Genomic DNA, 24,687 nt, shown 5'->3' on the forward strand with positions numbered 1-24,687 from the left:
AATTGGAGGCAGAAAAATGGACTTTCGTTTAAGTGAAGAACATGAAATGATCCGGAAAATGGTACGCGATTTTGCCGTGAAGGAAGTAGCGCCGACAGCAGCGGAACGCGATGAGAACGAACGGTTTGACCGTGGCATCTTTGACCGGATGGCGGCGCTTGGCCTGACCGGGATTCCATGGCCGGAGCAGTACGGCGGGATCGGGAGCGATTTTCTGGCATACTGCATTGCGGTGGAAGAGCTGTCGCGTGTGTGCGCCTCAACCGGCGTGACCCTTTCCGCACATACTTCCCTTGCCAGCTGGCCGCTGTTTAAATTCGGCACAGAAGAACAAAAACAGAAATATCTCGTTCCGCTTGCCCGCGGGGAAAAAATCGGTGCGTACGGCTTGACGGAGCCGGGGTCGGGTTCCGATGCAGGCGCGATGGTGACAACGGCCAGGCGTGAAGGCGACCACTATGTTTTAAACGGCTCCAAAATTTTTATTACAAACGGCGGCGTGGCGGATATTTACATTGTGTTTGCCCTCACCGACCCGAAAAGCAAACACCATGGTACAAGCGCGTTTATCATTGAAAAAGATTTTCCCGGGTTTTCAACCGGCAAAAAAGAAAAGAAAATGGGCATCCGGGCTTCTACCACAACGGAAATCATTTTTGACAATGTCATGGTCCCGGCAGAAAACCGGCTCGGGGAAGAAGGACAGGGATTTAAAATCGCGATGATGACGCTGGACGGCGGGCGTAACGGCATTGCGGCCCAGGCAGTCGGCATTGCCCAAGGCGCACTGGATGCGGCTACAGCTTATGCGAAAGAGCGGAAACAGTTCGGCAAACCGATCGCAGCGAACCAGGGCGTGTCTTTCAAACTTGCCGATATGGCCACTGCAGTCGAAGCGGCAAGGCTGTTAACGTACCAGGCGGCCTGGCTTGAATCAAACGGGCTGCCGTACGGAAAAGAATCCGCCATGTCCAAACTGTTTGCCGGTGATACGGCGATGAAAGTCACAACGGAAGCCGTGCAGATTTTTGGCGGCTACGGCTATACAAAAGATTATCCGGTTGAGCGGTTCATGCGCGATGCCAAAATTACGCAAATTTACGAAGGGACGCAGGAAATCCAGCGGCTTGTTATTTCAAGAATGTTGACAAAGGACTGACGGAGAGGGGAGGCCGTTTGTGAGCCAAAAAAAGTTTGTGCCGGCATCGGTCAGGGATGAAAGGCTGATTGAAAAGCGCAGAAACCAAATGATCAATGCCGCCGTCGCGCTTTTTAAGGAAAAGGGGTTCCACCGGACGACAACGAGGGAAATTGCCAAGAAATCCGGCTTTAGCATCGGGACGCTTTATGAATATATCCGGGCAAAAGAGGATGTCCTCTATTTGGTGTGCGACCGGATTTATGATGAAGTGCGCGACAGGCTGATTCGCATTGATGCCGGTCAGGGGACGCTTGAAAGTTTGAAACTCGCGATTGCCCATTATTTCCGGATTGTTGACGAACTGCAAGATGAAGTACTTGTCATGTACCAGGAAGCAAAATCACTGACAAAAGAAGCACTGCCATATGTATTAAAAAAGGAAATGGAAATGGTCGGCATATTTGAAAAAATGATCAGAAAATGCGCGGAAAACGGCGAACTTGATCTGGATGAAAAAGAGATGGAGATGCTCGCCCACAATATTTTTGTTCAGGGTGAAATGTGGGCTTTCCGCCGCTGGGCATTTAAAAAGAAGTTTACAATTGAGGATTATATCCGTCTGCAAACCCATTTGCTGTTTTCCGGCCTTGAGACAAGGGATATGATGGCATAAATTTTTCCATCCCGGGGTTCATTTATGCGTTTTAACTTAATCCTGATGAAGACAAGGAGGATATGATGGCTGATACAGAAATTTACCGCCCGAAACATGCGGTCCGTTTTGTCACAGCGTCCAGTTTGTTTGACGGTCACGATGCTTCCATCAACATTATGCGGAGGATTTTGCAGGCAAGCGGTGCGGAAGTCATTCATCTCGGTCACAATCGCTCGGCACGCGAAATTGTCCAGGCGGCGATTCAGGAAGATGTCCAAGGCATTGCCGTTTCTTCTTACCAGGGAGGGCATCTCGAGTTTTTCAAGTATATGTATGATTTGCTCCAGGAAAATGGCGCCTCCGGAATCCGTATTTACGGCGGGGGCGGAGGCGTCATCATCCCGCGTGAGATGAAAGAACTGCATGACTACGGGATCGCGCGGATTTTTTCACCGGAGGACGGCAGAAAGCTCGGCCTTCAGGGGATGATCAATATCATGCTCCGGGAGTGCGACCACCCGACGGTAACGGAAGCGGATTTTGTAAAAGAGGTGGAGCGCTTAAGCGAAGGGCGGATCGGTTCTGTTGCCAGGCTGATTTCTTATGCCGAGAACCATTTGAACCATCAGGAAGCGCTCGCTGCCCTTGAAGCTGCGGTGTCGGCTGTGAAGAAAGCGCCGGTCGTGGGCATAACCGGTACCGGGGGAGCGGGAAAGAGCTCCTTGACAGATGAACTGATTCGCCGTTTTTTGCACGACCATCCGGAAAGCAAAATTGCCGTTCTTTCGGTCGATCCGACGAAGCAAAAAACGGGGGGCGCATTGCTTGGCGACAGGATCCGGATGAATGCAATTTTCCATCCGAACGTTTTTATGCGGAGCATGGCTACGAGGGCCTCCCGTTCCGAACTTTCCCTTGCCATCCATGACGCCATCCGGATTGTAAAGGCTGCCGGCTTTGATTTAATTTTGATCGAAACAAGCGGGATCGGCCAGGGAGACGCCGAAATTACGAATATTTCCGATGTCGCCATGTATGTGATGACGAGCGAATTCGGAGCGCCTTCCCAGCTTGAAAAAATTGATATGATCGATTATGCGGACCTTATTGTGATCAACAAATTCGAGCGGAAAGGTTCAGAGGATGCGAAAAAGCAGGTGCAAAAGCAGTACCAGCGGAGTCATCTGCTGTTTGACCAAAGCCTGGATGAGATGCCGGTGTACGGTACGATTGCCAGCCAGTTTCATGATCCGGGCACGAACGCCTTATATGGCGCCTTGATGGAAAAAATCAATGAAAAGAGCGGAACGGCTTTTCGCCCGTCTTTTTCGAAAAAACTGGAAGCGGGTAACCGGCATACCATCATTCCGGCAAGCCGCAGCCATTACTTGCGGGAAATTGCAGAAACCGTCCGCCGGTACCATAAAAAGGCGGAAGCGCAGGCTTCTCTTGCACGGAGAATGTTTCAACTGGAAGGCGCCATTACGGCTGCAAAGGAGTCCGGGGCAGCAGAGGATGTGATCGCATCGCTTGAAGCGCTTCGTGCGGAAGCGGAAAAAGGGCTGACAGAAGAATCGAAAACCCTTTTGAGAAGCTGGCCGGATGTAAAGCAAAAATACAGCGGGGAGACGGTCACTGTCAAAATCCGCAATAAAGAGATCACAACGAGGATCAGAACAACAAGCTTGTCCGGGCTCCCGATCCCGAAAGTGGCGCTGCCGGATTGGGAAGACAAGGGCGAGATTTTAAAATGGTTGTATAAAGAAAATGTGCCAGGGGCATTTCCTTTTACGGCCGGCGTTTTCCCGTTTAAGCGACAGGAAGAAGATCCGAAGCGGCAGTTTGCGGGGGAAGGGACACCGGAACGGACAAACCGACGCTTCCATTATTTATCAAAAGATGATCCGGCAAAACGGCTGAGCACGGCTTTTGACTCGGTAACGCTGTACGGCGAAGATCCGGACGAACGCCCGGATATTTACGGAAAAGTCGGCGAGTCAGGGGTAAGTGTGTGCACGCTCGATGATATGAAAAAACTGTATGCAGGGTTCGACCTTTGTGCGCCTTCGACTTCTGTTTCCATGACGATTAACGGCCCGGCGCCGGTCATTCTGGCAATGTTCATGAATACGGCGATTGACCAGCAGGTGAAAAAGAAAGAAGCGGAGCTCGGGCGCGTTTTAACCGTCGAGGAATTTACGGAGGTGCGCGAAAAAACGTTGCAGACGGTCAGGGGCACCGTGCAGGCGGATATTTTAAAAGAAGACCAGGGCCAGAATACATGCATTTTCTCAACTGAATTTGCACTCCGGATGATGGGTGATATCCAACAGTATTTTATTGACCATAAAGTGCGCAATTATTATTCGGTCTCGATTTCCGGATACCATATCGCAGAAGCAGGTGCCAATCCAATTTCACAGCTTGCGTTCACACTTGCAAACGGTTTCACCTATGTGGAGTATTATTTAGGAAGGGGCATGAAGGTGGATGACTTTGCCCCGAACCTCTCATTCTTTTTCTCGAACGGGCTTGATCCGGAATATACGGTGATCGGGCGGGTTGCAAGAAGAATCTGGGCGGTTGTGATGCGCGATTTATACGGGGCAAATGAGCGGAGCCAGAAGCTGAAGTACCATGTTCAGACATCCGGCCGGTCGCTGCATGCACAGGAGATTGATTTTAATGATATCCGCACGACGCTGCAGGCGCTGATGGCCCTTCAGGATCATTGCAATTCGCTCCATACCAATGCTTATGATGAAGCGATTACGACACCGACTGAGGAATCGGTGCGCCGTGCGATGGCGATCCAGCTGATTATTACAAAAGAGCATGGATTGTCGAAAAATGAAAATCCGCTGCAAGGTTCTTTTATCATTGAAGAACTGACAGACCTTGTCGAAGCCGCCGTTTTGGAGGAATTTGAACGTATCAATGACCGCGGCGGGGTGCTCGGCGCAATGGAAACCCAGTATCAGAGGGGAAAAATTCAGGAAGAGTCGATGGAATATGAGGTCAGAAAGCATTCCGGCGCCCTCCCGATTATCGGCGTCAACACCTTCCTGAATCCAAACCCGAAAAACGAGGACGAACTGAACAATATGCAGCTTGCACGCGCAACAAAGGAAGAAAAAGATTTGCAGATCAAAAATTTGCGTGATTTCCAGGCCCGCCACAAAGCAGAAGCGGAAGCCGCACTGGAAAAATTAAAGCAAACCGCGGTTTCAGGAGGCAATATTTTCGCCGAGCTTATGGAAACCGTCAAAGTCGCAAGTCTCGGCCAAATCACCAACACCCTCTACCAAATTGGCGGGCAATACAGAAGGAATATGTGAACAGAAAGTCCCGCCGCCTTGCCCGTATCCGACAGGCAAATGTTCTGGCCGGAATAAGCTAAGGGCTTTATTACGGGCAGGTTATGCTATCCGAGGAGCCGGCTGCAAGAAGTATTGTTCTTAAAAAACTGGCAAAAATTTCGATTATACACGCGTTCTATTCATATTGCGAATGAATTAGAAAAAAGAAAGAGAAGCGAAAAGCTATTGCATCATATCACGATAGCTTTTCGCTTCTTTATTTATGTCCAAGGCGTGTTACTCATCCCTTCTAAGGAAAGAAGCAATTGATTGACGTTGTAAGGAACGATTTATTATATAGCCCCCGATAATGAGAAAACTGATTTCAATTAAAATAGACAACAGAAAATATTTAAAATAGAAAACAAGGGGATACTGACGCGGTAACATTATCAATCCAATACAACAAATTAACATACTTAAAATCATAGAGACAAAAACATAAATGAATATTTCGCTAAAAACGAGTTGCATGATGTTTCTTTTACTCATCCCAAGAGATAAGTAAATGCCCCACTGTCTCTTCTGAGTTTGATATTTGCTAAAGATCATGATCGTGACGGAAATCGCAGTGAGGATAAGAGAGACAAAAAACAAAAGCATGCCAAGCACCTTGAGATAATTATAAATTTTATTATCGTCTTTTATTAATTGAGAAGTATTCTGCACTAAGCTGCCAGGAAATGTTGACGATAAGGATTTTACTTGTTTATCAAGATTCATTTTTTCTTTATGAGAGATATCTTTTTTCGTGTAAATCTCAAGTTCATTAAACCCATGGAACAAACCGGATTTTACTGCGGTTTGAGTGTCCATCAAAATAATAAAGTCATCTTTTTTTATTTCTACAGAAGGGCTGACTCTATATTTAAATGGTTTATGAATAACATCTAGAATTTTTAACTTTTTTTGACTGGTTTTCATTCCGGTTGGCGTTTTATACAATCTGACTAAAGTCAATGTATTTCCAACTAAGATTTTATCCTCGTTTGTGTTTTTCTTGTTAACTGGATTATAAATGAATGCTTTGCCATCAAGATCTTTATATTTCTTTGGAGCCTCAATATTTTTCCAGTCGTCTTTATTGAGAAGAACGTATTTTACATCCGGAATAATAATTTTATTATTATAAGTTTTATAAGCAGAGTTTTCATTAAAGATCCAATTGTTAATGGAAGGTGTAATCATTTTCCGATCAATTAGCGTTTCGACATCTTCCATGAATGGAGTTTTATCTATGTATAAAACCCCGGGTGTTTTTTCCAGTTTTTTTACTTCAGCTTCTGTAAAGGTTAATCCCTGGTGACTTAATACTTTTAAATTTTGTTGTGTTTTAAAGCTAAAAGCTTCTTGGGAGTTTAAATAATACTTGGATTTAAGCCCTTCCCAACCATACAAATTATCTTTTTGAATATAATTTGTAAATGTGAATGTTAAAGATGAAAAGCATAAAATTAATACAGTAAGGTAGAATTGCTTCGGATTTGAAAATAATTCTTTCACTAATAATTTTCCATAGCTAGAATGAAAGCCTTTAAAAACGCTTTTATATCGTTCGCTGAAACTTACACGATTTTGCTGGTTCAATAGTTCTTGTACATGTAATGTGCCGGACTCCTTAACATTTTTAAGGAATAAAAATAAGATCATAAAGAATAATCCAATGTATAGTAATATACTCATTCCAACCATTTCAATCATCAGCATAAAGTTAGAAAAATACTCTCTGTATGAGAAATGAATGATTAGTGACTGAATAGAATATACTATAGGAAATGAAAATAAGGCACTTAAAACAAAAATAATAACAGCTTGGTAAATGTATATGCGGTATAAAGCTCGTTGACTTGCACCTACGGATTTCATAATACCCAATTTTTTATGTTGATCTTGGGTAAAATATAAAATGAGACTGTTTATAGAAAATAGTGAAAGAATCACAATTAATAATTGAAATGTAATCGATAAGGTCCTGATCGTATCACATTGATTTAGTCCGTTATTAAATAATCGACTATTAACAGTGCCTTGTTGGTCATAGTGATTAATAAGATCTATTGATTTTTCAAACGAATCTTTTGTGCTTCCGTTATATTTGAACAAAAAACTATTATTTTTCTTATAATTGGTAGTTAACTGTTTAGATATAAATATATTCGGGAAGTCATTGACACCCTTCTCAAAATCCTCGGCTACTGACCATTGTGATGAATAATTTTTTACTATTCCAACAAGGCGTAAGCTTTTCGTGCTGTTTCCAATTTTGATTGTTCTTTTTTCCGCGATTCTCCAATTTTTTAAAGGGCCTTGTAAATACGCAGATTCTATCGCAACCTCATTTGGCTTCTCCGGAAATCTCCCACTTATTAATTTTAAATGTCCCAATAATATTGATTTTTTATCCATCCAGCCCACCGTTGCAAATCTATCACTACTAACTTTAGTTTTACCAATAATTTGATATACTCCTACCGATATCCCCTTATTTCTCTTCAACAATGATTTTTTTGTTTCTGTAATATTTGTTAACACACCGGTATGTTCTCCGTAAGTATTCTGAGCCTTTTGTTTAATTGCTGATCTTACAGATTCAGAAGCAATAAATATAGAAGCTACGGATGATAGAACAATGGCAATTGAACCAGCGATGAGAAATAACCATTTTTTTCGCGATAAAAGAATTTTCATGCTTAAATTAAACATTTTCTTGTATCACCTGCAATCTCCCGTTTTTCATAAGAAACAAAGTGTCTGGAAATTCGAATAAATTCTTTTCGTGAGTAACAACAATCAGTGTTATATTTTTTTTGTTACACAGACTTGTAAATAAATGGATCATTTTTTTGGTTGTTTCTCCATCAAGATTACCGGTGGGCTCATCGGCAAATATAATTTTGGGATCAGTAATAAGTGCCCGAGCAATGGCTACTCTTTGTTGTTCCCCTCCTGATAAAAAGTCAGGAAGCTTATGTAATTGATTTTCAATCCCTAAATATCCAGCTAATTCTTCCACTTTATTTGTTCTTTCATGCCTATTTATAAACATGAGTGGAAGTTCTATATTTTCTTTTACAGTCAATTCCGGAATAAGTTGAAAAGATTGGAATATAAATCCGTATTGTTCCCCTCTAATAGCAGCCTGTTCTGAATCCTTTAGATCATAAAAGGATTTTCCTTTGTAATATACTTTTCCAGATGTGGGTTTCTCCATTCCTCCCAGAATATTTAACAAGGTTGATTTCCCTGCTCCACTTTTCCCTTCAATGACATAAATCTTTCCTTTTTGAATGGTAAGGGATGTTTCTTTCAATTCCATGTTACTGCTCTTTTGATTATATCTTTTACAAATTCGATTAGCTTCTATTAATGCTTCCATAATATTCTCCTTCAATAAAAACGATAATATTTTTGAGCTATATATTCATATGGTCATTTTAGGGATGGATCTGCATCGTGAGTCATTATTCATAGAAGAGATCTCCTCGCGGCATAGTGGTTGCCATTTTTTGTGAATGGATGGTAAGATGCTCTCTGAATTTTGACCTTTTCAGTATAATTATAATTGTAACCTTTTTTAAAAAAAGACTTGATTTATGACAATATTCCAATTATAATGTGAGCATAAAAATCGTGAAAGGGATGATTTAGAATGAGAAAAAAGAGTTTGCTCATACCGACAATATTGATATTAGCATTATGTATTCCGAGTATAGCAAGTGCCAAGAGTTTTGGGTATTCTTTTAATATTATTGCAAGCGTTACCGGATCAACAAAGCATAAGTTGGATACTGATACAGCTAAAACTACAGTGACAGGAAATACGTATAATCAAGCTGGGCATGTAAGCTCAAGCAAATCTACATTTACAGTTGGTTTACAAAAATTTTTAACCACCTATTCCGATCCTATCTCTGCAGATGGAGTTTCTCATACGAAAACAATTGGCAAAGTGAGCTCTGGTTCATATGTTGTGGTTGTTAACAAGCATTCCTCAATAGGATATAGAGTAAAAGGATCAGGGAAAATTACGCAATAAAGGATACAGGAAATTTATGGTCAGCTCATTTGTTATAGCCCTCCTTATCATACTAATATTTATTTTAATCAGTTTACTTTTGTATGGGAAATACGTTAAGAGGGAACGTATAGTTTTGAAAACGCTAGCTATAAGAACTGTACTCATCATGTATATTATTTTGTTGGTAGGAGTTGTATGGCTGATTCCGACTGCAAATTTTGGCTATCTGCCAATTAACTTAATTCCCTTTAAAACGATAGGGAATTATGTGATGAGTCTGATGAATGGTACTATTCCGGTTTTCGTTATCGTGAAAAACCTAGCTGGTAATGTATTGTTATTATTCCCGCTTGGTTTTTTACTCCCGCTTCAATTTAGCAAATTATCGATTAAAAAAATTATCATGTTAGGTGTGATGATTCCAATAGTAATAGAAGGTGGACAGTTTATTCTATACTTGCTCAAACTTGGTACTAGATCTATAGATATAGACGATGTAATTCTTAATTTCATAGGGTATATCTTAGGCTATTTTCTTGTAAACATCTTCAAAATAAAATTGCTTAGTAGTGTCTAGAGCAATAATGCGAGAACACCAGTCAGAAGGCGGTTATATGCTAAAAGGCGACAGTAACTCTGGTGGAAAATCCGAGCTTTAAAAAAATCCACCTTATTATCAACGACAATGGAAAATCGGGATGCAAAGCTGAACGACCCAAATAGCATTTTCCGCTAGGAGTCGCCGCTGGACAAAAATGCAGCGTGTGCTTCCAAAAGCAAAAAACCGGCATCTGAATGCCGGTTTTTTGCTTTCGCTCAATGGCAAGTACGAAAATAAATTTTCTTTCCACATAGAATTCTGTTGTTTCTTTCTACCAGATGGATGTAAAATGGACAAGGATATAGGAGATGTGCTTGAATAGGCGGAAGGTGGGAGTAGGACTCGTCAATCGCTTATTTTTTCAAGGGATGTGGACTGTTTGTTTTCTTTCATCAAAATTTTACTATCATGCAGCGGTATGATCGTTTTTTTGCTGGCTGGGTATTATTTATACAGTAAAGAACTTGGTGCCATCCCTTTTTTAATCCTCTCTTTTTTTCTGTTTTATCTTGCATACCGGCTGATGAGGACACCGGGCCGCTTAAAAATCCGGGATAAAAAAAGCCGGAAAAGGCCGCGGGGCTAGCATAAACGTTTGCTTTTTGTATATAATGGTAAATATGTTTTCTATTAAATCATGCAAAGATTAGCATTTGCCTGCCATATAGCAGTTTTGATCAATGAGAAAGGGTGTGCGACGCGTGAGCTTGCGACAGTTGCCGAAAGAAGAACTGAAGGAAATGTCTTTTATCGAGTTGGCGGAACAAATATTGGAGGAAAAGAAACAAGTGACTTCCTTCCAGGACTTGCTTGCGGAAATCGGCGCGGTTTTAGGATTGCCGGAAGAAGAGACCGAAAGAAAAATGATCCAGTTCTATACGGACTTAAACATTGACGGGAGATTTATCAGCCTGGGGGACAACACTTGGGGTCTCCGCGCCTGGTACCCGGTTGACCAGATTGACGAAGAAGTGACCCACACCGTGAAAACAAAAACGAAGCGGAAAAAAGCGAAAGTTGTCGAGGAAGAAGAGGACATTATTGATGATGAGGACCTCGATCTTGAGGATATCGATGATGTCGTCGAAGATGATGATGAGGATTTTGCCGACGAAGACGAGGAAGATGAAGATTTGGCCGAAGACGAAGATTTGGCTGACGATGAGTTTTCTGATATCGATGAAGATGAAGATGATGATGAAACTTTCGAAGACGATGAACTGCTCACGGATGATTTCGACATTACTGAAGACGAAGAAGAGGAAGACGCTAACGACAAAGATTAGTCTTGACTTCTTTCCAGGACAACGGTAGTATTATGTTTGGGCTCCTTTGAAAAGGACGGAATATCGCAAAATAAATCAAGCTCCCCCTTGCAACCCGTATTGCAAGAGGGGCTTTTTGTTTTTTACAGGACTGATTTAAAAAACGATTCATACCAGACCCAAGTCCTTAAAAATGGATGAAGCCGTGTATTGGGGCAACAATAATGTTACATTACAGGAGGGGACAACACGTGACAAAATATATCTTTGTAACAGGCGGGGTCGTTTCCTCGCTGGGAAAAGGGATTACTGCGGCATCGCTCGGGCGGTTGTTAAAAAACCGCGGGTTGAATATTACGATCCAGAAATTTGACCCGTATATTAATGTTGATCCGGGGACGATGAGCCCGTACCAGCACGGGGAAGTGTTTGTAACGGACGACGGCGCGGAAACCGACCTTGACCTCGGCCATTATGAACGTTTTATTGATATTAACTTAACAAAATACAGCAGCGTCACGACCGGTAAAGTTTATTCCGAAGTCATCCGGAAAGAACGACGCGGCGAATATCTCGGCGGCACCGTACAGGTCATCCCGCATATTACCAATGAAATCAAAGAACGTGTCTTTCGTGCTGGAAAAGTAACCAATGCAGATGTCGTCATCACCGAAATCGGCGGGACGGTCGGTGATATTGAATCGCTTCCGTTCCTTGAAGCAATCCGGCAAATCAAAACGGATGTCGGCATTGACAATGTCATGTATATCCATTGTACATTAATTCCTTATTTAAAAGCATCGGGCGAAATGAAGACGAAGCCGACCCAGCATAGTGTAAAAGAATTGCGCGGCCTCGGAATCCAGCCAAATGTCATTGTCGTCCGGACGGAAATGCCGATCTCCCAGGATATGAAGGACAAGATTGCATTGTTCTGCGATATCCAGCCGCGCGAAGTGGTCGAATGCATCGATGCCGATACGTTATATGCCATTCCGCTCATGCTGCAGGAACAAAAACTGGACCAGCTTGTTTGCGACCATTTAAAACTGCAGTGCCCGGAAGCAGATATGGCCGAATGGAGAGGGCTTGTTGACCGGGTGCGCAATCTGAAAAAGACGGTAAAAATTGCGCTTGTCGGCAAATATGTGGCACTCCAGGATGCCTATCTTTCCGTTGCAGAAGCGCTCAAACATGCCGGCTACCAGTTTGATGCAGATATTGATATTGACATGATCAATGCCGAAGAGGTGGACAGGGAAAATGTGGCGGATCTGCTGAAAGATGCGGACGGCATATTAGTGCCGGGCGGTTTCGGCGATCGCGGCATCGAAGGGAAAATTCTTGCCATCCAGTATGCCCGTGAACACAAGATTCCGTTTCTCGGCATCTGCCTTGGTATGCAGCTTGCATCGGTCGAATTTGCCCGCCATGTCCTCGGTTTGAAAGATGCGCACTCCTCGGAGATCAACCCGGATACGCCTTATCCGGTGATTGACCTTTTGCCGGAGCAAAAAGAAATTGAAGACCTCGGCGGTACGCTTCGCCTCGGGCTTTATCCTTGCCGGCTTGTGAAAGGTACGAAAGCGTATGAAGCTTATCAGGATGAAGTCATTTATGAGCGCCACCGCCACCGTTATGAATTTAACAATCAATTCCGTGAACAGATGGAAAATGCCGGGTTCACGTTCTCAGGGACAAGCCCGGACGGCCGGCTCATTGAAATTGTCGAGCTGAAGGACCATCCGTGGTTCGTTGCTTCCCAGTTCCACCCGGAATTTACCTCGCGCCCGACACGACCGCAGCCTTTGTTTAAAGGGTTTATCGAAGCGTCGATCAAGGGTAAACAATAAACCTGGCCCTTCGGATAGTGCCCCATTTTTCCAAAGGCACCTAAATGAAAAAAGCGGTGAGAGACCATTATGCTTGGTTTCTCACCGCTTTTTTGCATTTCGTTTTTTTTTCATACAAAAGCCCGGAAATTTTTTCGGGTTTTTTATAAAAAACCATTGACGGAGAAGTGTATGAACGATCTGATACACATATCAGATGTATGAATGTATTAATACGATCATTTTGACGTTCGTGTATGAAGCCCTTCATACACATGGAGAGATGAAAAAGGATGGGGGCGATTCAGATCATCGCAGAGATTAAATTGAATAACCGCGATCCTGTCTACATCCAGGTTATCCACTATTTTAAAACCCGGATTGCGTCAGGGAGCCTTGAGGCGGGACAGGAAATTCCATCGCGGCGCGAACTTGCAGCCATGTTAAAAATCAATCCGAATACCGCGCAAAGAGCGTATAAAGAAATGGAGGAGCAAGGTTTGATCCACACAGAACGCAATCTTCCGAGCCGGATTACAACAGACCGGGAAGTGCTTGCCGGGGTACGGGAAGAACTGATCCAGTCAGCATTGGCTGATTTTCTGGATGCGATCCGCCCGATGGACATTCCGCTGGAGGAGCTATTGGAGCTGGTAAAAAGGCAATACCGCGGGCAAAAGGGGGGCCGGGCATGATTGAAGTTATGGAAGTTACGAAAAAATACGGGCGAAAAAAAGTGCTTGATTCGCTTTCTTTTACAGCAGAAAAAGGGGAAATTACCTGTTTGATCGGGGTGAACGGGACAGGCAAAACAACCACTTTAAAAGCGATTGCAGGGCTTGTCCCGGTCAGCAAAGGAAAGATTCTGATCGATGGGGAACCGTACAACAAACATATTTACGAGAAGCTGGCATTCATTCCGGATGCGCCCATCATGCTGCCGCGGATGAAAATCAAAGATGCCATTCTTTTTATGCGGGATTATTATCCAGACTGGAATACATTGCGCGCAAAAGACTTGCTTTATTTTTTCAAACTGAATGAAAATGACCGGATCGGTGACCTTTCAAAAGGAAACATGGCAAAAGTGAATTTGCTGCTCGGGCTATCGCTCGATGTCGATTATGTGCTGATGGATGAACCTTTTTCGGGCATTGATATTTTCAGCCGGGAACAAATTGCAAATGTGTTCGCGAGCGACCTGGTTGAAAACCGCGGGGTGTTGATTACCACACATGAAATCAATGATATTGAGCATCTATTGGACAAAGTGGTGCTGCTCGGGGACGGGAAGGTTTTAAAGGAATTTTACACGGAAGACATTCGCCAAAGCGAAGGGAAATCCGTTGTCGATATAATGAGGGAGGTATACCGGCAATGAAAAGTTTTGTAAAACTCGTCAACTTCGAAATTAACCGTTTTGCGAAAATCTACTGGTCTTTGGTTGCAATCACCATCCTTTCACAATTTACGTCCGTTTTTTTGACGGTGCATCGTTACATCACGCAAGCAAATGAGATCATGTATCATCAGTCACTGCCAAAACTGGCATACGTAAAGCATTATGGTTCGATCGGCTTTATCGACTGCTTTGGTTCGGTTTGGTTCATGGGGCCGATTGCGCTTTGTGCGGCGGCCATGATGTTTTATATATTCCTGATTTGGTACAGGGACTGGTACGGTAAGCATACGTTTATATACCGGCTTTTGATGCTTCCTGTTGAAAGATGGAATCTCTATTTGGCGAAAGCGGCGAGCATTTTGCTGATGGTGTTTGGATTTGTTGCTGTTCAGATTGTTTTGCTGCCGGTTGAACATTTCTTTTTTAATGCCATTACACCGGGCATTTACAGGATGGATATGACGGTCATAGATGCTGTCTTAAGTTTTCCCTTGTTTAACCTGTTGCTTCCTAGTACAGTGATAGACTTTCTCTTACATTACGGGTTAGGGTTTACAGTGGTCCTTGTGATCTTTACGGCCATCTTATTGGAAAGAAGTTTCCGCATGAAGGGGGTCTTGCTCGGCCTGCTTTTCGGTTTTCTCTCGTTCGTTTTATTTTGGACGCCGGAATTGCTCTTTGATATATTGCTGCCCGGTGTTTTATACGAAACGGAAGTATTATGGATGGAAGTGGCCATGACGGCCATCATTGCGGGGTATTCTATCCTGCTGGGGGGATACTTGATCAAATACAAAGTAACGGTGTAAGGGAGAGATACGATGAGACGTTATATAAATTTATTGGTGATTTTGGTTGCGGTTGTGGCAGCGATCCCCCTTTTTTATACCGCATTGGCTGCTGACAAGGATCCGGGGCTTGTGCTGAAAAAGATAAGCGGAAATGAAAAAGAAATCCGGAATGTTAAAATTACTGCTCTGGATAACCAGGAAGATAACCTTTTGAATCGCATGTTTTCGATTACTTCATCTGGAAGCCGCTATTTAGGAAGGGAATCTTCTTTTTCGCTACTAGATGAAGACCCGGATTGGTACAAGCAGTATGTCAAGCAGTATCCCCGATTTATGAGGGGAAAGACCAATCATGGCGGCTTTTATGAGGATAGACAAATGATTGCTTATGCGGACATCATTCCGCAGCCGCTTCACCGGTTCGATAAAGAACTGTATGTCGAGGTGCTGGATAAGAAAACAAGAAAAACAGAAACAATGAAGAGGAAGGTGCAAGGTTTTTCAAAACAATCTTTTCCATCGGTTTGGGATGTGCAAAAAACTGGAAATGAGCTGAAAGTAGCGGCAGCCACAGATGGAGATATCCGCGTATATCGTGTCAGCCTGCCGGACAAGAAAATAACCGGAGGCAAATGGATTACACAAAGAGGACAGACGGGGAGAATGGCTCAATATACCCAGCTCGCAGAAACCGACGTGAACAAGCCCAACCATATACTGGCATATCAAGAAGAGAAAGTGGACGGTGACGGTTCAGTAAAGGAAGTGAATACCTTTATTTACAAATATTGCACAAATGAAACGAAAAAACTCAAGCCACCGATAAACATTCCGCTACGAAACCGCGATGATTGGAAATCTGTTTACAACGGAAAGGCAGTTTATATGGCAACCGAAAAAAAGAACGGAGGCGCGCGCCTTTTAACCTTTGACGGGAATGGAAAGCTGAAAGCAGATAAGACATTTGCTATCAAGTACCAGAGTACGGGCAACCCCATCCCTGAAATCAAAAACGGCAGGTTGTACTTCCTTATCCCGAACGATTCCCGGGAAAAAGCGTGTCTCCTGTATGTGTTTGACATTTCAAGCGGCAAGCAGCTGTACAGTGGAAAAGTGGTTCAAAAAGGAAAACGAATTAACCCCCGGTATGTGGAAGGGGTTGAGTTGACGATAGAATAAAAGGGGCCTTCCCCTTTTATTTTTTTTGCCGCTTTTCCGCCTCCGTCTATGATCATTCAATTTGCCACTTGCATAAGCAGGAAAAAAGGAACGAGAAGTAGAAATAGTTTAACATACATAAAGCAAGTGGGCATTGCCAGGCAAAAATACATACAAATTTTGTTAAAACTGATCAGCTGATGGAGGAGAAAAATGAGAGAGCCGAATATTTTAATTGTTGACGACCAATTTGGCATCCGGGTTTTGCTTACGGAAGTGCTGCAGAAAGAGGGCTACGAAACCTTTCAGGCGGCAAACGGCCCCCAGGCACTTTCGCTGGCTGCAAACCATGAAATCGACCTTGTCTTGCTGGATATGAAAATCCCCGGCATGGACGGCATTGAAATTTTAAAAAAGCTGAAAGAAATGAAACCGGATATCCGGGCCATCATTATGACCGCTTACGGCGAACTGGACTTGATTGAGAAAGCGAAGGAGCTCGGGGCGCTGACCCATTTTGCAAAGCCGTTTGATATTGACGACATCCGCAAGGCAGTGAAAAAATATTTGGCAATGTAAGCGCATGAAGTGAAAAAAGTGCTAAACCGTAAAATTTTGATAATTTTATTTCTTTTTACCGACAAATAAAGTTCATTGGTAAATGCCGGTTTTGTTTGTTATGATTGTTAAGGAATGATCAATAGGCTAGTATGATGTTATGAAGATTGTATATCATAAAAATGATAACCTCGGGCAATCTTTTTAACGCAAATGATAAGGAGGAAAATTCATGCCTTTAGTTTCCATGACTGAAATGCTGAATAAAGCAAAAGAAGGGAAATATGCGGTAGGGCAATTCAACGTCAATAACCTTGAATACGCACAGGCCATTCTGATGGCTGCAGAAGAAGAAAAATCCCCGGTCATCCTCGGTGTTTCCGAAGGAGCAGGCCGTTACATGAGCGGTTTTAAAACCGTTGTAAAAATGGTTGAAGGTTTAATGGAAGACTTGAATGTTACGGTTCCGGTCGCGATCCATCTTGACCACGGTTCAAGCTTTGAAAATGCAAAGAAAGCCATTGATGCAGGCTTTACTTCTGTAATGATCGACGCTTCCCATCATCCGTTTGATGAAAACGTGGAAATTACTTCTAAAGTGGTGGAATACGCGCATGCCCACGGCGTATCTGTGGAAGCAGAACTCGGCACTGTCGGCGGCCAGGAAGACGATGTTATCGGAAAAGGCATCATTTATGCGGATCCTGAAGAATGCAAAAAGCTGGTTGACGCAACCAAAATCGACGCTTTAGCACCGGCTCTTGGTTCGGTTCACGGCCCTTACCACGGCGAACCAAACCTTGGCTTCAAAGAAATGGAAGAAATCAGCAAAATTACCGGCATGCCGCTTGTACTTCACGGCGGGACAGGCATCCCTGAAGCTGATATTAAAAAAGCTATTTCTTTAGGTACTGCGAAAATCAACGTGAATACGGAAAACCAAATTGCTTCCGCGAAAACGGTTCGTGAAGTATTGGCAGCTGATCCGGATGTATACGATCCGCGCAAATACCTCGGGCCTGCACGCGAAACGATTAAACAAACCGTTATCGGCAAAATCCGCGAGTTCGGTTCTAACCAAAAAGCATGATCGTTTTAGATTAGCCGAGAACACGCATGCCTTAAGGATGAGTGTTCAAGATAAAAAAGGTCTGGCGCTGCCCCGTGCGTGCCGGGCTTTTTTGGTATGGCGTTTTAAAATGCGGGTTTTTTAAGCGTTTTAGATTTGGGCTTTTTTAGGGAAACAGGTTCAAAGGTGCGAAACAAGAGGATTTATAGTTTTTTTGGATAGGCGCCAGTGAAAAAAACGGTTGTTTTTCTGAACTTTCTTTTCGTTCCGTGGTATAGTGGAAATGGATACATAGGAACCATAAAAGGAGATGGAAGCAGAATGAAATTTTTTATTGATACTGCCAATTTCGAGGAAATCAAAACCGCAAATGAATGGGGGATTTTGTCCGGTGTAACGACAAATCCGTCGCTTGTGGCAAAGGAAAATGTTTCATTCCATGACCGGTTAAAAGAAATTACGGCGCTCGTGCCTGGTTCTGTCAGTGCTGAAGTCGTTTCCGAAGATGCGGAAGGTATGGTGAAAGAAGGAAAGGAACTGGCGGCTATTGCTCCGAATATTACAGTTAAAGTACCGATGACGCCGGAAGGAATGAAAGCCGTTCATCAATTGGCACAGGCAGGCATCCGCACAAATGTTACCTTGGTTTTCAGCAGCAATCAGGCGCTTTTGGCGGCAAGAGCGGGTGCAACGTATGTTTCGCCGTTCCTTGGCAGGCTGGATGATATCGGTCATGACGGCATCCACCTGATTTCCGAGATTGCCGAAATTTTTTCCATCCATCAAATTGATACGGAAATTATCGCAGCTTCGATCCGCCACCCGCAACATATTACACAAGCGGCGCTCGCAGGGGCGCATATCGCAACCGTCCCGTTTAAAGTGCTCACACAGCTGTTCAAGCATCCGTTAACAGACAAAGGGATTGAACAATTTACACGCGACTGGAACAGCCGTACAGCAAAATAACGGAAATATTTAAAATTGCTCTTTATTTCTTGCTTTCTCCGGGACAGTTTGATTTTCCGCCTGTTCGGCAATCCTGTTGCTGGGATTCATATTGTTTTTCGGAGCTTTCGGACTCAGTTTGCGAACGGCCATTTACAGCCGGAATGTACATCCATACCCGCTAAAGAAGGGAGCTTAATATGGAAAAGCTAAAAATTGCCGGGGGATATCCTTTGAAAGGCACCATTAAAGTGAGCGGCGCAAAAAATAGCGCTGTCGCTTTAATACCTGCGACCATCCTCGCGGAATCTCCTGTAACAATAGAAGGCTTGCCTGAAATTTCCGATGTCCGGACATTGACCGGCCTGCTGGAAGAGATCGGGGCAACGGTTACGTCAGAGGACGGGGAAATTACGGTCGATCCCCGCCATATGATCTCGATGCCGCTGCCCAATGGCAGGGTGAAGAAACTGCGTGCCTCATACTATTTAATGGGCGCGATGCTCGGCAGGTTCAAAAAAGCTGTCATCGGGCTGCCGGGCGGGTGCCATCTCGGACCGCGGCCGATCGACCAGCATATTAAAGGCTTTGAAGCATTGGGCGCAAAAGTGACAAATGAGCAGGGTGCCATCTATTTAAGGGCGGATGAATTGAAAGGTGCCCGTATTTATCTGGACGTTGTCAGTGTCGGGGCAACGATCAATATTATGCTGGCTGCCGTTAAAGCAAAGGGAAGGACAATCATTGAAAACGCTGCAAAAGAGCCGGAAATCATTGACGTAGCCACACTTTTGACAAATATGGGCGCAAAAATTAAAGGCGCCGGAACAGATGTCATCCGGATTGAAGGCGTAGACCATTTGAGCGGCTGCCGGCATACGATTATTCCGGACAGGATCGAAGCCGGTACGTTTATGATCCTGGCGGCGGCCGCGGGTGAAGGAGTACTTGTTGACAATGTCATTCCGCATCATCTCGAGTCGCTGACCGCAAAGCTCAGGGAAATGGGCATACCTGTGGAAACCGGGGATGAACAGATTTTTATCGGGAAAGCAGACAAGCTGAAACCCGTTGATATTAAAACGCTCGTTTATCCGGGGTTTCCGACAGATCTGCAACAACCGTTCACCACGCTTCTGACAAGAGCAGAAGGGACGTCCATCGTAACCGATACAATCTATTCCGCCCGCTTTAAACATATTGACGAGTTGCGGAGAATGAGCGCCAATATTAAAGTGGAAGGACGGTCTGCGATTGTAAACGGTCCGGTCCGGCTTCAAGGGGCAAAGGTGAAAGCGAGTGATTTGCGTGCGGGTGCTGCCCTTGTCATTGCCGGCCTGATGGCAGAAGGCGTGACAGAAGTGACAGGCGTTGAACATATCGACCGCGGATACAGCTGCCTCGTGGAAAAACTAACCGGACTTGGTGCTGCTGTTTGGCGGGAAGGCATGTCCGAAAAGGAGATGGAACACCTGAACCATTCCTAGCGAACAACTGCCGGCTCCCCCATAAATAGAAAAAAACAGAGAAATTATGACACAATAATTTTTTAAATGTGATATACTAATTAAAAATCTATTTATGGGGGTAGTGAAATTGGAAAGAAGTTTGTCAATGGAATTGGTTCGCGTCACGGAAGCTGCAGCACTTGCATCCGCAAGATGGATGGGGCGCGGATTGAAAGATGAAGCGGATGATGCGGCAACGTCCGCGATGCGTGATGTGTTCGACACCATTCCGATGAAAGGCACTGTCGTCATTGGTGAAGGGGAAATGGATGAAGCACCAATGCTGTACATCGGGGAAAAACTCGGGAACGGATACGGCCCCCGCGTTGACATTGCAGTTGACCCGCTGGAAGGAACGAATATTCTTGCATCCGGCGGCTGGAATGCGCTCAGTGTGCTGGCGATAGCAGATCACGGACATTTGCTCCATGCGCCGGATATGTACATGGATAAAATTGCTGTCGGCCCTGAAGCAGTCGGCATGATTGATATTAATGCGCCGATTATCGATAATTTAAAAGCTGTGGCAAAGGCAAAAAATAAAGATATCGAGGATGTGGTGGCAACAGTTCTGAACCGTCCGCGCCATGAAGAAATTATTGCGCAGCTCCGTGCTGCAGGCGCCCGGATCAAACTGATCAATGACGGGGATGTGGCAGCTGCCATTAACACGGCATTCGACCATACCGGTGTAGATATTTTGTTCGGATCGGGCGGCGCGCCGGAAGGGGTTATTTCAGCAGTTGCGCTGAAATGCCTCGGCGGCGAGATCCAGGGACGCCTTCTGCCGCAAAACGACGCGGAGCAAGAACGCTGCCTGAGCATGGGGGTTGACATCAATAAAGTGCTGATGATGGACGACCTTGTGAGCGGGGATGACGCCATTTTTGCTGCGACCGGCGTAACCGACGGGGAACTTTTGCGCGGTGTCCAATTTAAGGGCCAGTACGGATCCACCCATTCTGTCGTCATGCGTGCAAAGTCGGGGACGGTCCGCTTTATTGAAGGGCAGCACAGTCTGAAGAAAAAGCCGAACCTTGTGATCAAAGCGTAAATCTCCGGGGGACCATGCAGCTATAGCGGCGGGGGAAGGGCGGAAGTGCCGCCTTCCCTCCCATTTTCAACAAAGTTTTTTACCTCTTATGCTATTTTTAGTTGATTTCTCTTCTGTTTCAGGGTTAAAATGATTATGATTTTATTTATAAATATTCAATTGTTTGTCTTCTTTTTCTTCCGTACATGGTGCGGCTCCATAGATGCACGTGCTGCAACATTGCCTCTTTGCAGACAGCTCATGTTTTCTATCTATGCGCAAAGCAAAACTGTGGATGTTCATATCTTGCCTTCACATTCCTTTATTTTTAGCCTGTTCTGTTCCATTGGTATACCGGTATAGTTTTAAGCGCCGGGAACAAATGGAAAATTTTGATGTAACGGAAGAAACAGACTGCTCTACCCGACTGTAAATTGAAAAAGTGTGGTGTTTTTATGGAAAGTTTATCAATATCAAGTCTGGAAAATATGACGTTAAAAGAGCTTTATGCCCTTGCAAGAGAGTATAAAGTATCCTACTATAGCAAACTGACGAAAAAAGAGTTAATTTTTGCGATTTTAAAAGCACGGGCAGAGCAAGAAGGGTATTTCTTTATGGAAGGCGTGCTCGAAATCATCCAGTCGGAAGGATTCGGATTCCTGCGCCCGATCAACTACTCCCCAAGTTCGGAGGACATTTATATTTCTGCTTCGCAAATCCGCCGCTTTGATTTAAGAAACGGCGATAAGGTTTCCGGCAAAGTCCGGCCGCCGAAAGAAAACGAACGCTATTACGGCTTGCTGCATGTGGAAGCGGTAAACGGCCAAAACCCGGAAACCGCTAAGGAACGGGTTCATTTTCCGGCTCTGACGCCGCTTTATCCGAACCGGCAGATTATCCTTGAAACGGCTCCCGAAAAACTGTCCACCCGGATTATGGATTTAATCACCCCGGTTGGTTTCGGGCAGCGCGGTTTGATTGTGGCGCCGCCGAAAGCCGGTAAAACGATGCTGCTGAAAGAAATTGCCAACTCTATTACCGTGAACCATCCTGATGCGGAATTGATCGTTCTGTTGATTGATGAACGGCCGGAAGAAGTAACAGATATTGAACGTTCCGTGCATGCGGATGTCGTCAGCTCGACCTTTGACGAAGTGCCGGAAAACCATATCAAGGTTGCGGAACTCGTATTGGAAAGAGCGATGCGCCTTGTCGAGCATAAGCGCGATGTCGTCATTTTAATGGACAGCATTACGCGCCTCGCACGCGCCTATAACCTTGTGATTCCGCCGAGTGGGAGAACGCTTTCAGGCGGGATTGACCCGGCTGCGTTCCATCGTCCGAAACGGTTTTTCGGGGCGGCGCGTAATATTGAAGAAGGCGGCAGCCTGACAATTTTGGCCACCGCGCTAGTCGATACCGGATCACGCATGGATGATGTGATTTATGAAGAATTTAAAGGCACCGGGAACATGGAGCTCCATCTTGACCGCTCCCTCGCTGAAAAGCGCGTTTTCCCGGCCATCGACATCCGCCGTTCCGGTACAAGGAAAGAAGAACTGCTGCTTTCGAAAGACCATCTCGAAGTGCTGTGGGCGATCCGCAAATCGATGTCCGATTCTCCGGATTTTGTCGAAAAATTCTTGCGCAAGCTGAAACAATCCAAAACAAACGACGAGTTTGTGGAAATGATCAAAGCAGACTTGAAAGTATCATCGTCAAGGCGTGTAATATAAGGAAAAATAAGGAAGAACTTTTTTCAGGCAGTGATGTTGCATTTCCACTTCGGACTTGCTATACTAAGCATAGTGTGTTTATGAAATTTTACAGGGCGTGTCCCGTAAAACAATAGAACTCTGTTTCGCAATGACTCAGGGCTGAAGGAGATGAAAAGCATGAAACCAGGAATTCATCCAGAATACAAAAAAGTAATGGTCAAATGTGCGTGCGGCAACGAATTCGAAAGTGGTTCTGTAAAAGATGAACTGCGCGTGGAAGTATGTTCCGAATGCCATCCATTCTATACAGGACGCCAAAAATTCGCGACTGCTGACGGACGTGTTGATCGCTTTAATAAAAAATACGGACTTAAATAAAAGAATCCATGAAAAACAGGCGATGCGTTTGCCTGTTTTTTTTATGGGATTCCGGTTTGCCCGGACGGATTTTTCTGATCCTAAAACCATATTTGTTGAAATAAGGAGCGGGAACGATGGCACAGCTATTTTTCAGATACGGCGCAATGAACAGCGGCAAATCGATTGAAATATTGAAAGTTGCCCATAACTATGAAGAACAGAATAAACCGGTCCTTATCTTTACATCGGGTATCGATACGCGCGATGAAGAAGGCTATATTTCAAGCAGAATCGGTTTGCGCAGGAAGGCGATCCCGATCTACGATGATACGGATATTTTTGAAATGGTGAAAGGGTACAATCCCCCGCCATACTGCGTCCTGATCGATGAAGTCCAGTTTTTGAAAAAAAGACATGTGCTGCAGCTTGCCCGCATTGTCGATGATTTGCATATCCCGGTAATGGGATTCGGCCTTAAAAATGATTTTCAAAATGAACTTTTTGAGGGCAGCAAATACATGCTTTTGTATGCGGATAAAATCGAAGAAATGAAAACGATCTGCTGGTTTTGCGAGCGGAAGGCAACGATGAATTTGCGCGTCGATGAGAACGGGAAGCCGGTGTATACAGGAGACCAGATCCAGATCGGCGGGAACGACACGTATTATCCTGTTTGCCGCAAATGCCACGACCATCCGCCGCTGTGACGGCACGTGGTCCGTAAATAAACCTCCGTCCGAAGGGAAACCTATTGGAAAAGGAGGTTTTTTTTATGGCAAAACAGCTGATTTTCCTCTGCCTGGCCATGCTGCTCTTAGCAGGTTGCACGGCCCAAAACCGGACCCGTGAAGCTGCGCCGGATCGTGTTGAAACGAGGCCGTTAAGCACGGCGGATACGCAAAAGGCCGGGCAAAGAAACGGGGATGCTGGCGGGGCAGCTGCTGTAAACGCGGATATCGAGAGGGTGCGGGAAGCGGTTTGGAAAATGGACAACGCCGTCCCGCATTCGGTATATGTGAACGGGAAAGATATGTGGGTCAATGTCCACACGGAGGAACAGCTGAACCACAGGGAAAGAATGAAAAAAGCGGCGGACATCCGCAGCCAACTTTTGAAAGTGGCCCCCCGTTACGACATTCATGTCCGAATAGACGTGAAATAGGAAATCATCCTAGAAAAGGCGTTTCAGCAGCTGTTTTCATGTATGTGTAAAATTTTACTCGAAGGGGCAAATGAGTGGAAAAAAATGGGAAGACGCTCTATCATCTAAT

At 44.6% G+C, this 24,687-nt stretch carries 22 protein-coding genes; 20 read left to right on the forward strand and 2 right to left on the reverse strand.

Annotated features, from left to right (window positions below):
* Positions 1-16: 16 nt before the first annotated feature.
* The 3 genes from P9687_RS05980 (at position 17) to icmF (ending at position 5,134) form a co-directional block, all read left to right on the forward strand.
* A complete protein-coding gene (locus tag P9687_RS05980; RefSeq protein ID WP_328228483.1) occupies positions 17-1,159 on the forward strand; it encodes an acyl-CoA dehydrogenase in 1,143 nt (380 codons plus the stop codon).
* Between the two features lie 19 nt (positions 1,160-1,178).
* The gene (locus P9687_RS05985) at positions 1,179-1,814 is read left to right on the forward strand and encodes a TetR/AcrR family transcriptional regulator (protein ID WP_035190054.1); all 636 of its coding nucleotides are present in this window, start codon (positions 1,179-1,181) and stop codon (positions 1,812-1,814) included.
* Positions 1,815-1,879: 65 nt separating this feature from the next.
* On the forward strand, positions 1,880-5,134 hold the full coding sequence (gene icmF, locus P9687_RS05990) for a fused isobutyryl-CoA mutase/GTPase IcmF (RefSeq protein ID WP_328228484.1): 3,255 nt from the start codon (positions 1,880-1,882) through the stop codon (positions 5,132-5,134).
* A 258-nt stretch (positions 5,135-5,392) separates the two neighbouring features.
* Here icmF and P9687_RS05995 read toward each other — a convergent pair whose 3' ends face one another.
* On the reverse strand, positions 5,393-7,858 hold the full coding sequence (locus P9687_RS05995) for an ABC transporter permease (RefSeq protein ID WP_328228485.1): 2,466 nt from the start codon (positions 7,856-7,858) through the stop codon (positions 5,393-5,395).
* Positions 7,851-8,531: an ABC transporter ATP-binding protein gene (locus P9687_RS06000; RefSeq protein ID WP_035183217.1), complete on the reverse strand. Its 681-nt coding sequence runs from the start codon at positions 8,529-8,531 to the stop codon at positions 7,851-7,853. The genes P9687_RS05995 and P9687_RS06000 overlap by 8 nt, the downstream gene beginning before the upstream one ends.
* Positions 8,532-8,804: 273 nt before the next feature.
* On the opposite strand from P9687_RS06000, the gene P9687_RS06005 reads away from it, so the two are divergent.
* The 17 genes from P9687_RS06005 (at position 8,805) to P9687_RS06085 (ending at position 24,578) form a co-directional block, all read left to right on the forward strand.
* The gene (locus P9687_RS06005; protein WP_328228486.1) at positions 8,805-9,191 is read left to right on the forward strand and encodes a hypothetical protein; all 387 of its coding nucleotides are present in this window, start codon (positions 8,805-8,807) and stop codon (positions 9,189-9,191) included.
* A 115-nt stretch (positions 9,192-9,306) separates the two neighbouring features.
* A complete protein-coding gene (locus P9687_RS06010) occupies positions 9,307-9,750 on the forward strand; it encodes a VanZ family protein (protein ID WP_328228197.1) in 444 nt (147 codons plus the stop codon).
* A 725-nt stretch (positions 9,751-10,475) separates the two neighbouring features.
* Positions 10,476-11,060 (forward strand): DNA-directed RNA polymerase subunit delta, encoded by a 585-nt coding sequence (gene rpoE / locus P9687_RS06015; RefSeq protein WP_014096735.1) that lies wholly within the window; start codon positions 10,476-10,478, stop codon positions 11,058-11,060.
* Between the two features lie 230 nt (positions 11,061-11,290).
* Entirely contained in the window at positions 11,291-12,892 is a 1,602-nt protein-coding gene (locus P9687_RS06020; protein WP_014096736.1) for a CTP synthase, read from the forward strand.
* 272 nt (positions 12,893-13,164) lie between these two features.
* Entirely contained in the window at positions 13,165-13,566 is a 402-nt protein-coding gene (locus P9687_RS06025; RefSeq protein ID WP_328228487.1) for a GntR family transcriptional regulator, read from the forward strand.
* On the forward strand, positions 13,563-14,252 hold the full coding sequence (locus tag P9687_RS06030) for an ABC transporter ATP-binding protein (protein ID WP_035183224.1): 690 nt from the start codon (positions 13,563-13,565) through the stop codon (positions 14,250-14,252). Before P9687_RS06025 ends, P9687_RS06030 begins: the two co-directional genes overlap by 4 nt.
* Positions 14,249-15,082: a hypothetical protein gene (locus tag P9687_RS06035; protein WP_035183226.1), complete on the forward strand. Its 834-nt coding sequence runs from the start codon at positions 14,249-14,251 to the stop codon at positions 15,080-15,082. Before P9687_RS06030 ends, P9687_RS06035 begins: the two co-directional genes overlap by 4 nt.
* A 12-nt stretch (positions 15,083-15,094) precedes the next feature.
* Positions 15,095-16,243 (forward strand): hypothetical protein, encoded by a 1,149-nt coding sequence (locus tag P9687_RS06040; protein WP_035183228.1) that lies wholly within the window; start codon positions 15,095-15,097, stop codon positions 16,241-16,243.
* Between the two features lie 192 nt (positions 16,244-16,435).
* Positions 16,436-16,801 (forward strand): response regulator, encoded by a 366-nt coding sequence (locus P9687_RS06045; RefSeq protein ID WP_013860752.1) that lies wholly within the window; start codon positions 16,436-16,438, stop codon positions 16,799-16,801.
* A 211-nt stretch (positions 16,802-17,012) separates the two neighbouring features.
* A complete protein-coding gene (locus P9687_RS06050; RefSeq protein WP_061577325.1) occupies positions 17,013-17,870 on the forward strand; it encodes a class II fructose-bisphosphate aldolase in 858 nt (285 codons plus the stop codon).
* Between the two features lie 300 nt (positions 17,871-18,170).
* Positions 18,171-18,818 (forward strand): fructose-6-phosphate aldolase, encoded by a 648-nt coding sequence (fsa, locus tag P9687_RS06055; protein WP_014096742.1) that lies wholly within the window; start codon positions 18,171-18,173, stop codon positions 18,816-18,818.
* A 179-nt stretch (positions 18,819-18,997) separates the two neighbouring features.
* Complete coding sequence (locus tag P9687_RS06060) at positions 18,998-20,284, forward strand: UDP-N-acetylglucosamine 1-carboxyvinyltransferase (RefSeq protein ID WP_014096743.1); 1,287 nt, start codon at positions 18,998-19,000, stop codon at positions 20,282-20,284.
* A 109-nt stretch (positions 20,285-20,393) separates the two neighbouring features.
* Positions 20,394-21,359 (forward strand): class II fructose-bisphosphatase, encoded by a 966-nt coding sequence (gene glpX, locus P9687_RS06065; protein WP_014096744.1) that lies wholly within the window; start codon positions 20,394-20,396, stop codon positions 21,357-21,359.
* 434 nt (positions 21,360-21,793) lie between these two features.
* Positions 21,794-23,074, forward strand: a complete 1,281-nt coding sequence (rho, locus tag P9687_RS06070) for a transcription termination factor Rho (protein ID WP_013860747.1) — start codon at positions 21,794-21,796, stop codon at positions 23,072-23,074.
* A gap of 159 nt (positions 23,075-23,233) precedes the next feature.
* A complete protein-coding gene (gene rpmE / locus P9687_RS06075; RefSeq protein WP_013860746.1) occupies positions 23,234-23,434 on the forward strand; it encodes a 50S ribosomal protein L31 in 201 nt (66 codons plus the stop codon).
* Between the two features lie 116 nt (positions 23,435-23,550).
* Positions 23,551-24,123: a thymidine kinase gene (locus P9687_RS06080; protein ID WP_014096746.1), complete on the forward strand. Its 573-nt coding sequence runs from the start codon at positions 23,551-23,553 to the stop codon at positions 24,121-24,123.
* 65 nt (positions 24,124-24,188) lie between these two features.
* The gene (locus P9687_RS06085; protein ID WP_035183232.1) at positions 24,189-24,578 is read left to right on the forward strand and encodes a hypothetical protein; all 390 of its coding nucleotides are present in this window, start codon (positions 24,189-24,191) and stop codon (positions 24,576-24,578) included.
* The last annotated feature ends 109 nt before the right edge of the window (positions 24,579-24,687 follow it).

Origin of the sequence: Weizmannia sp. CD-2023, from assembly GCF_036225245.1 — a bacterium.
Taxonomy (GTDB): domain Bacteria; phylum Bacillota; class Bacilli; order Bacillales; family Bacillaceae_C; genus Weizmannia; species Weizmannia faecalis.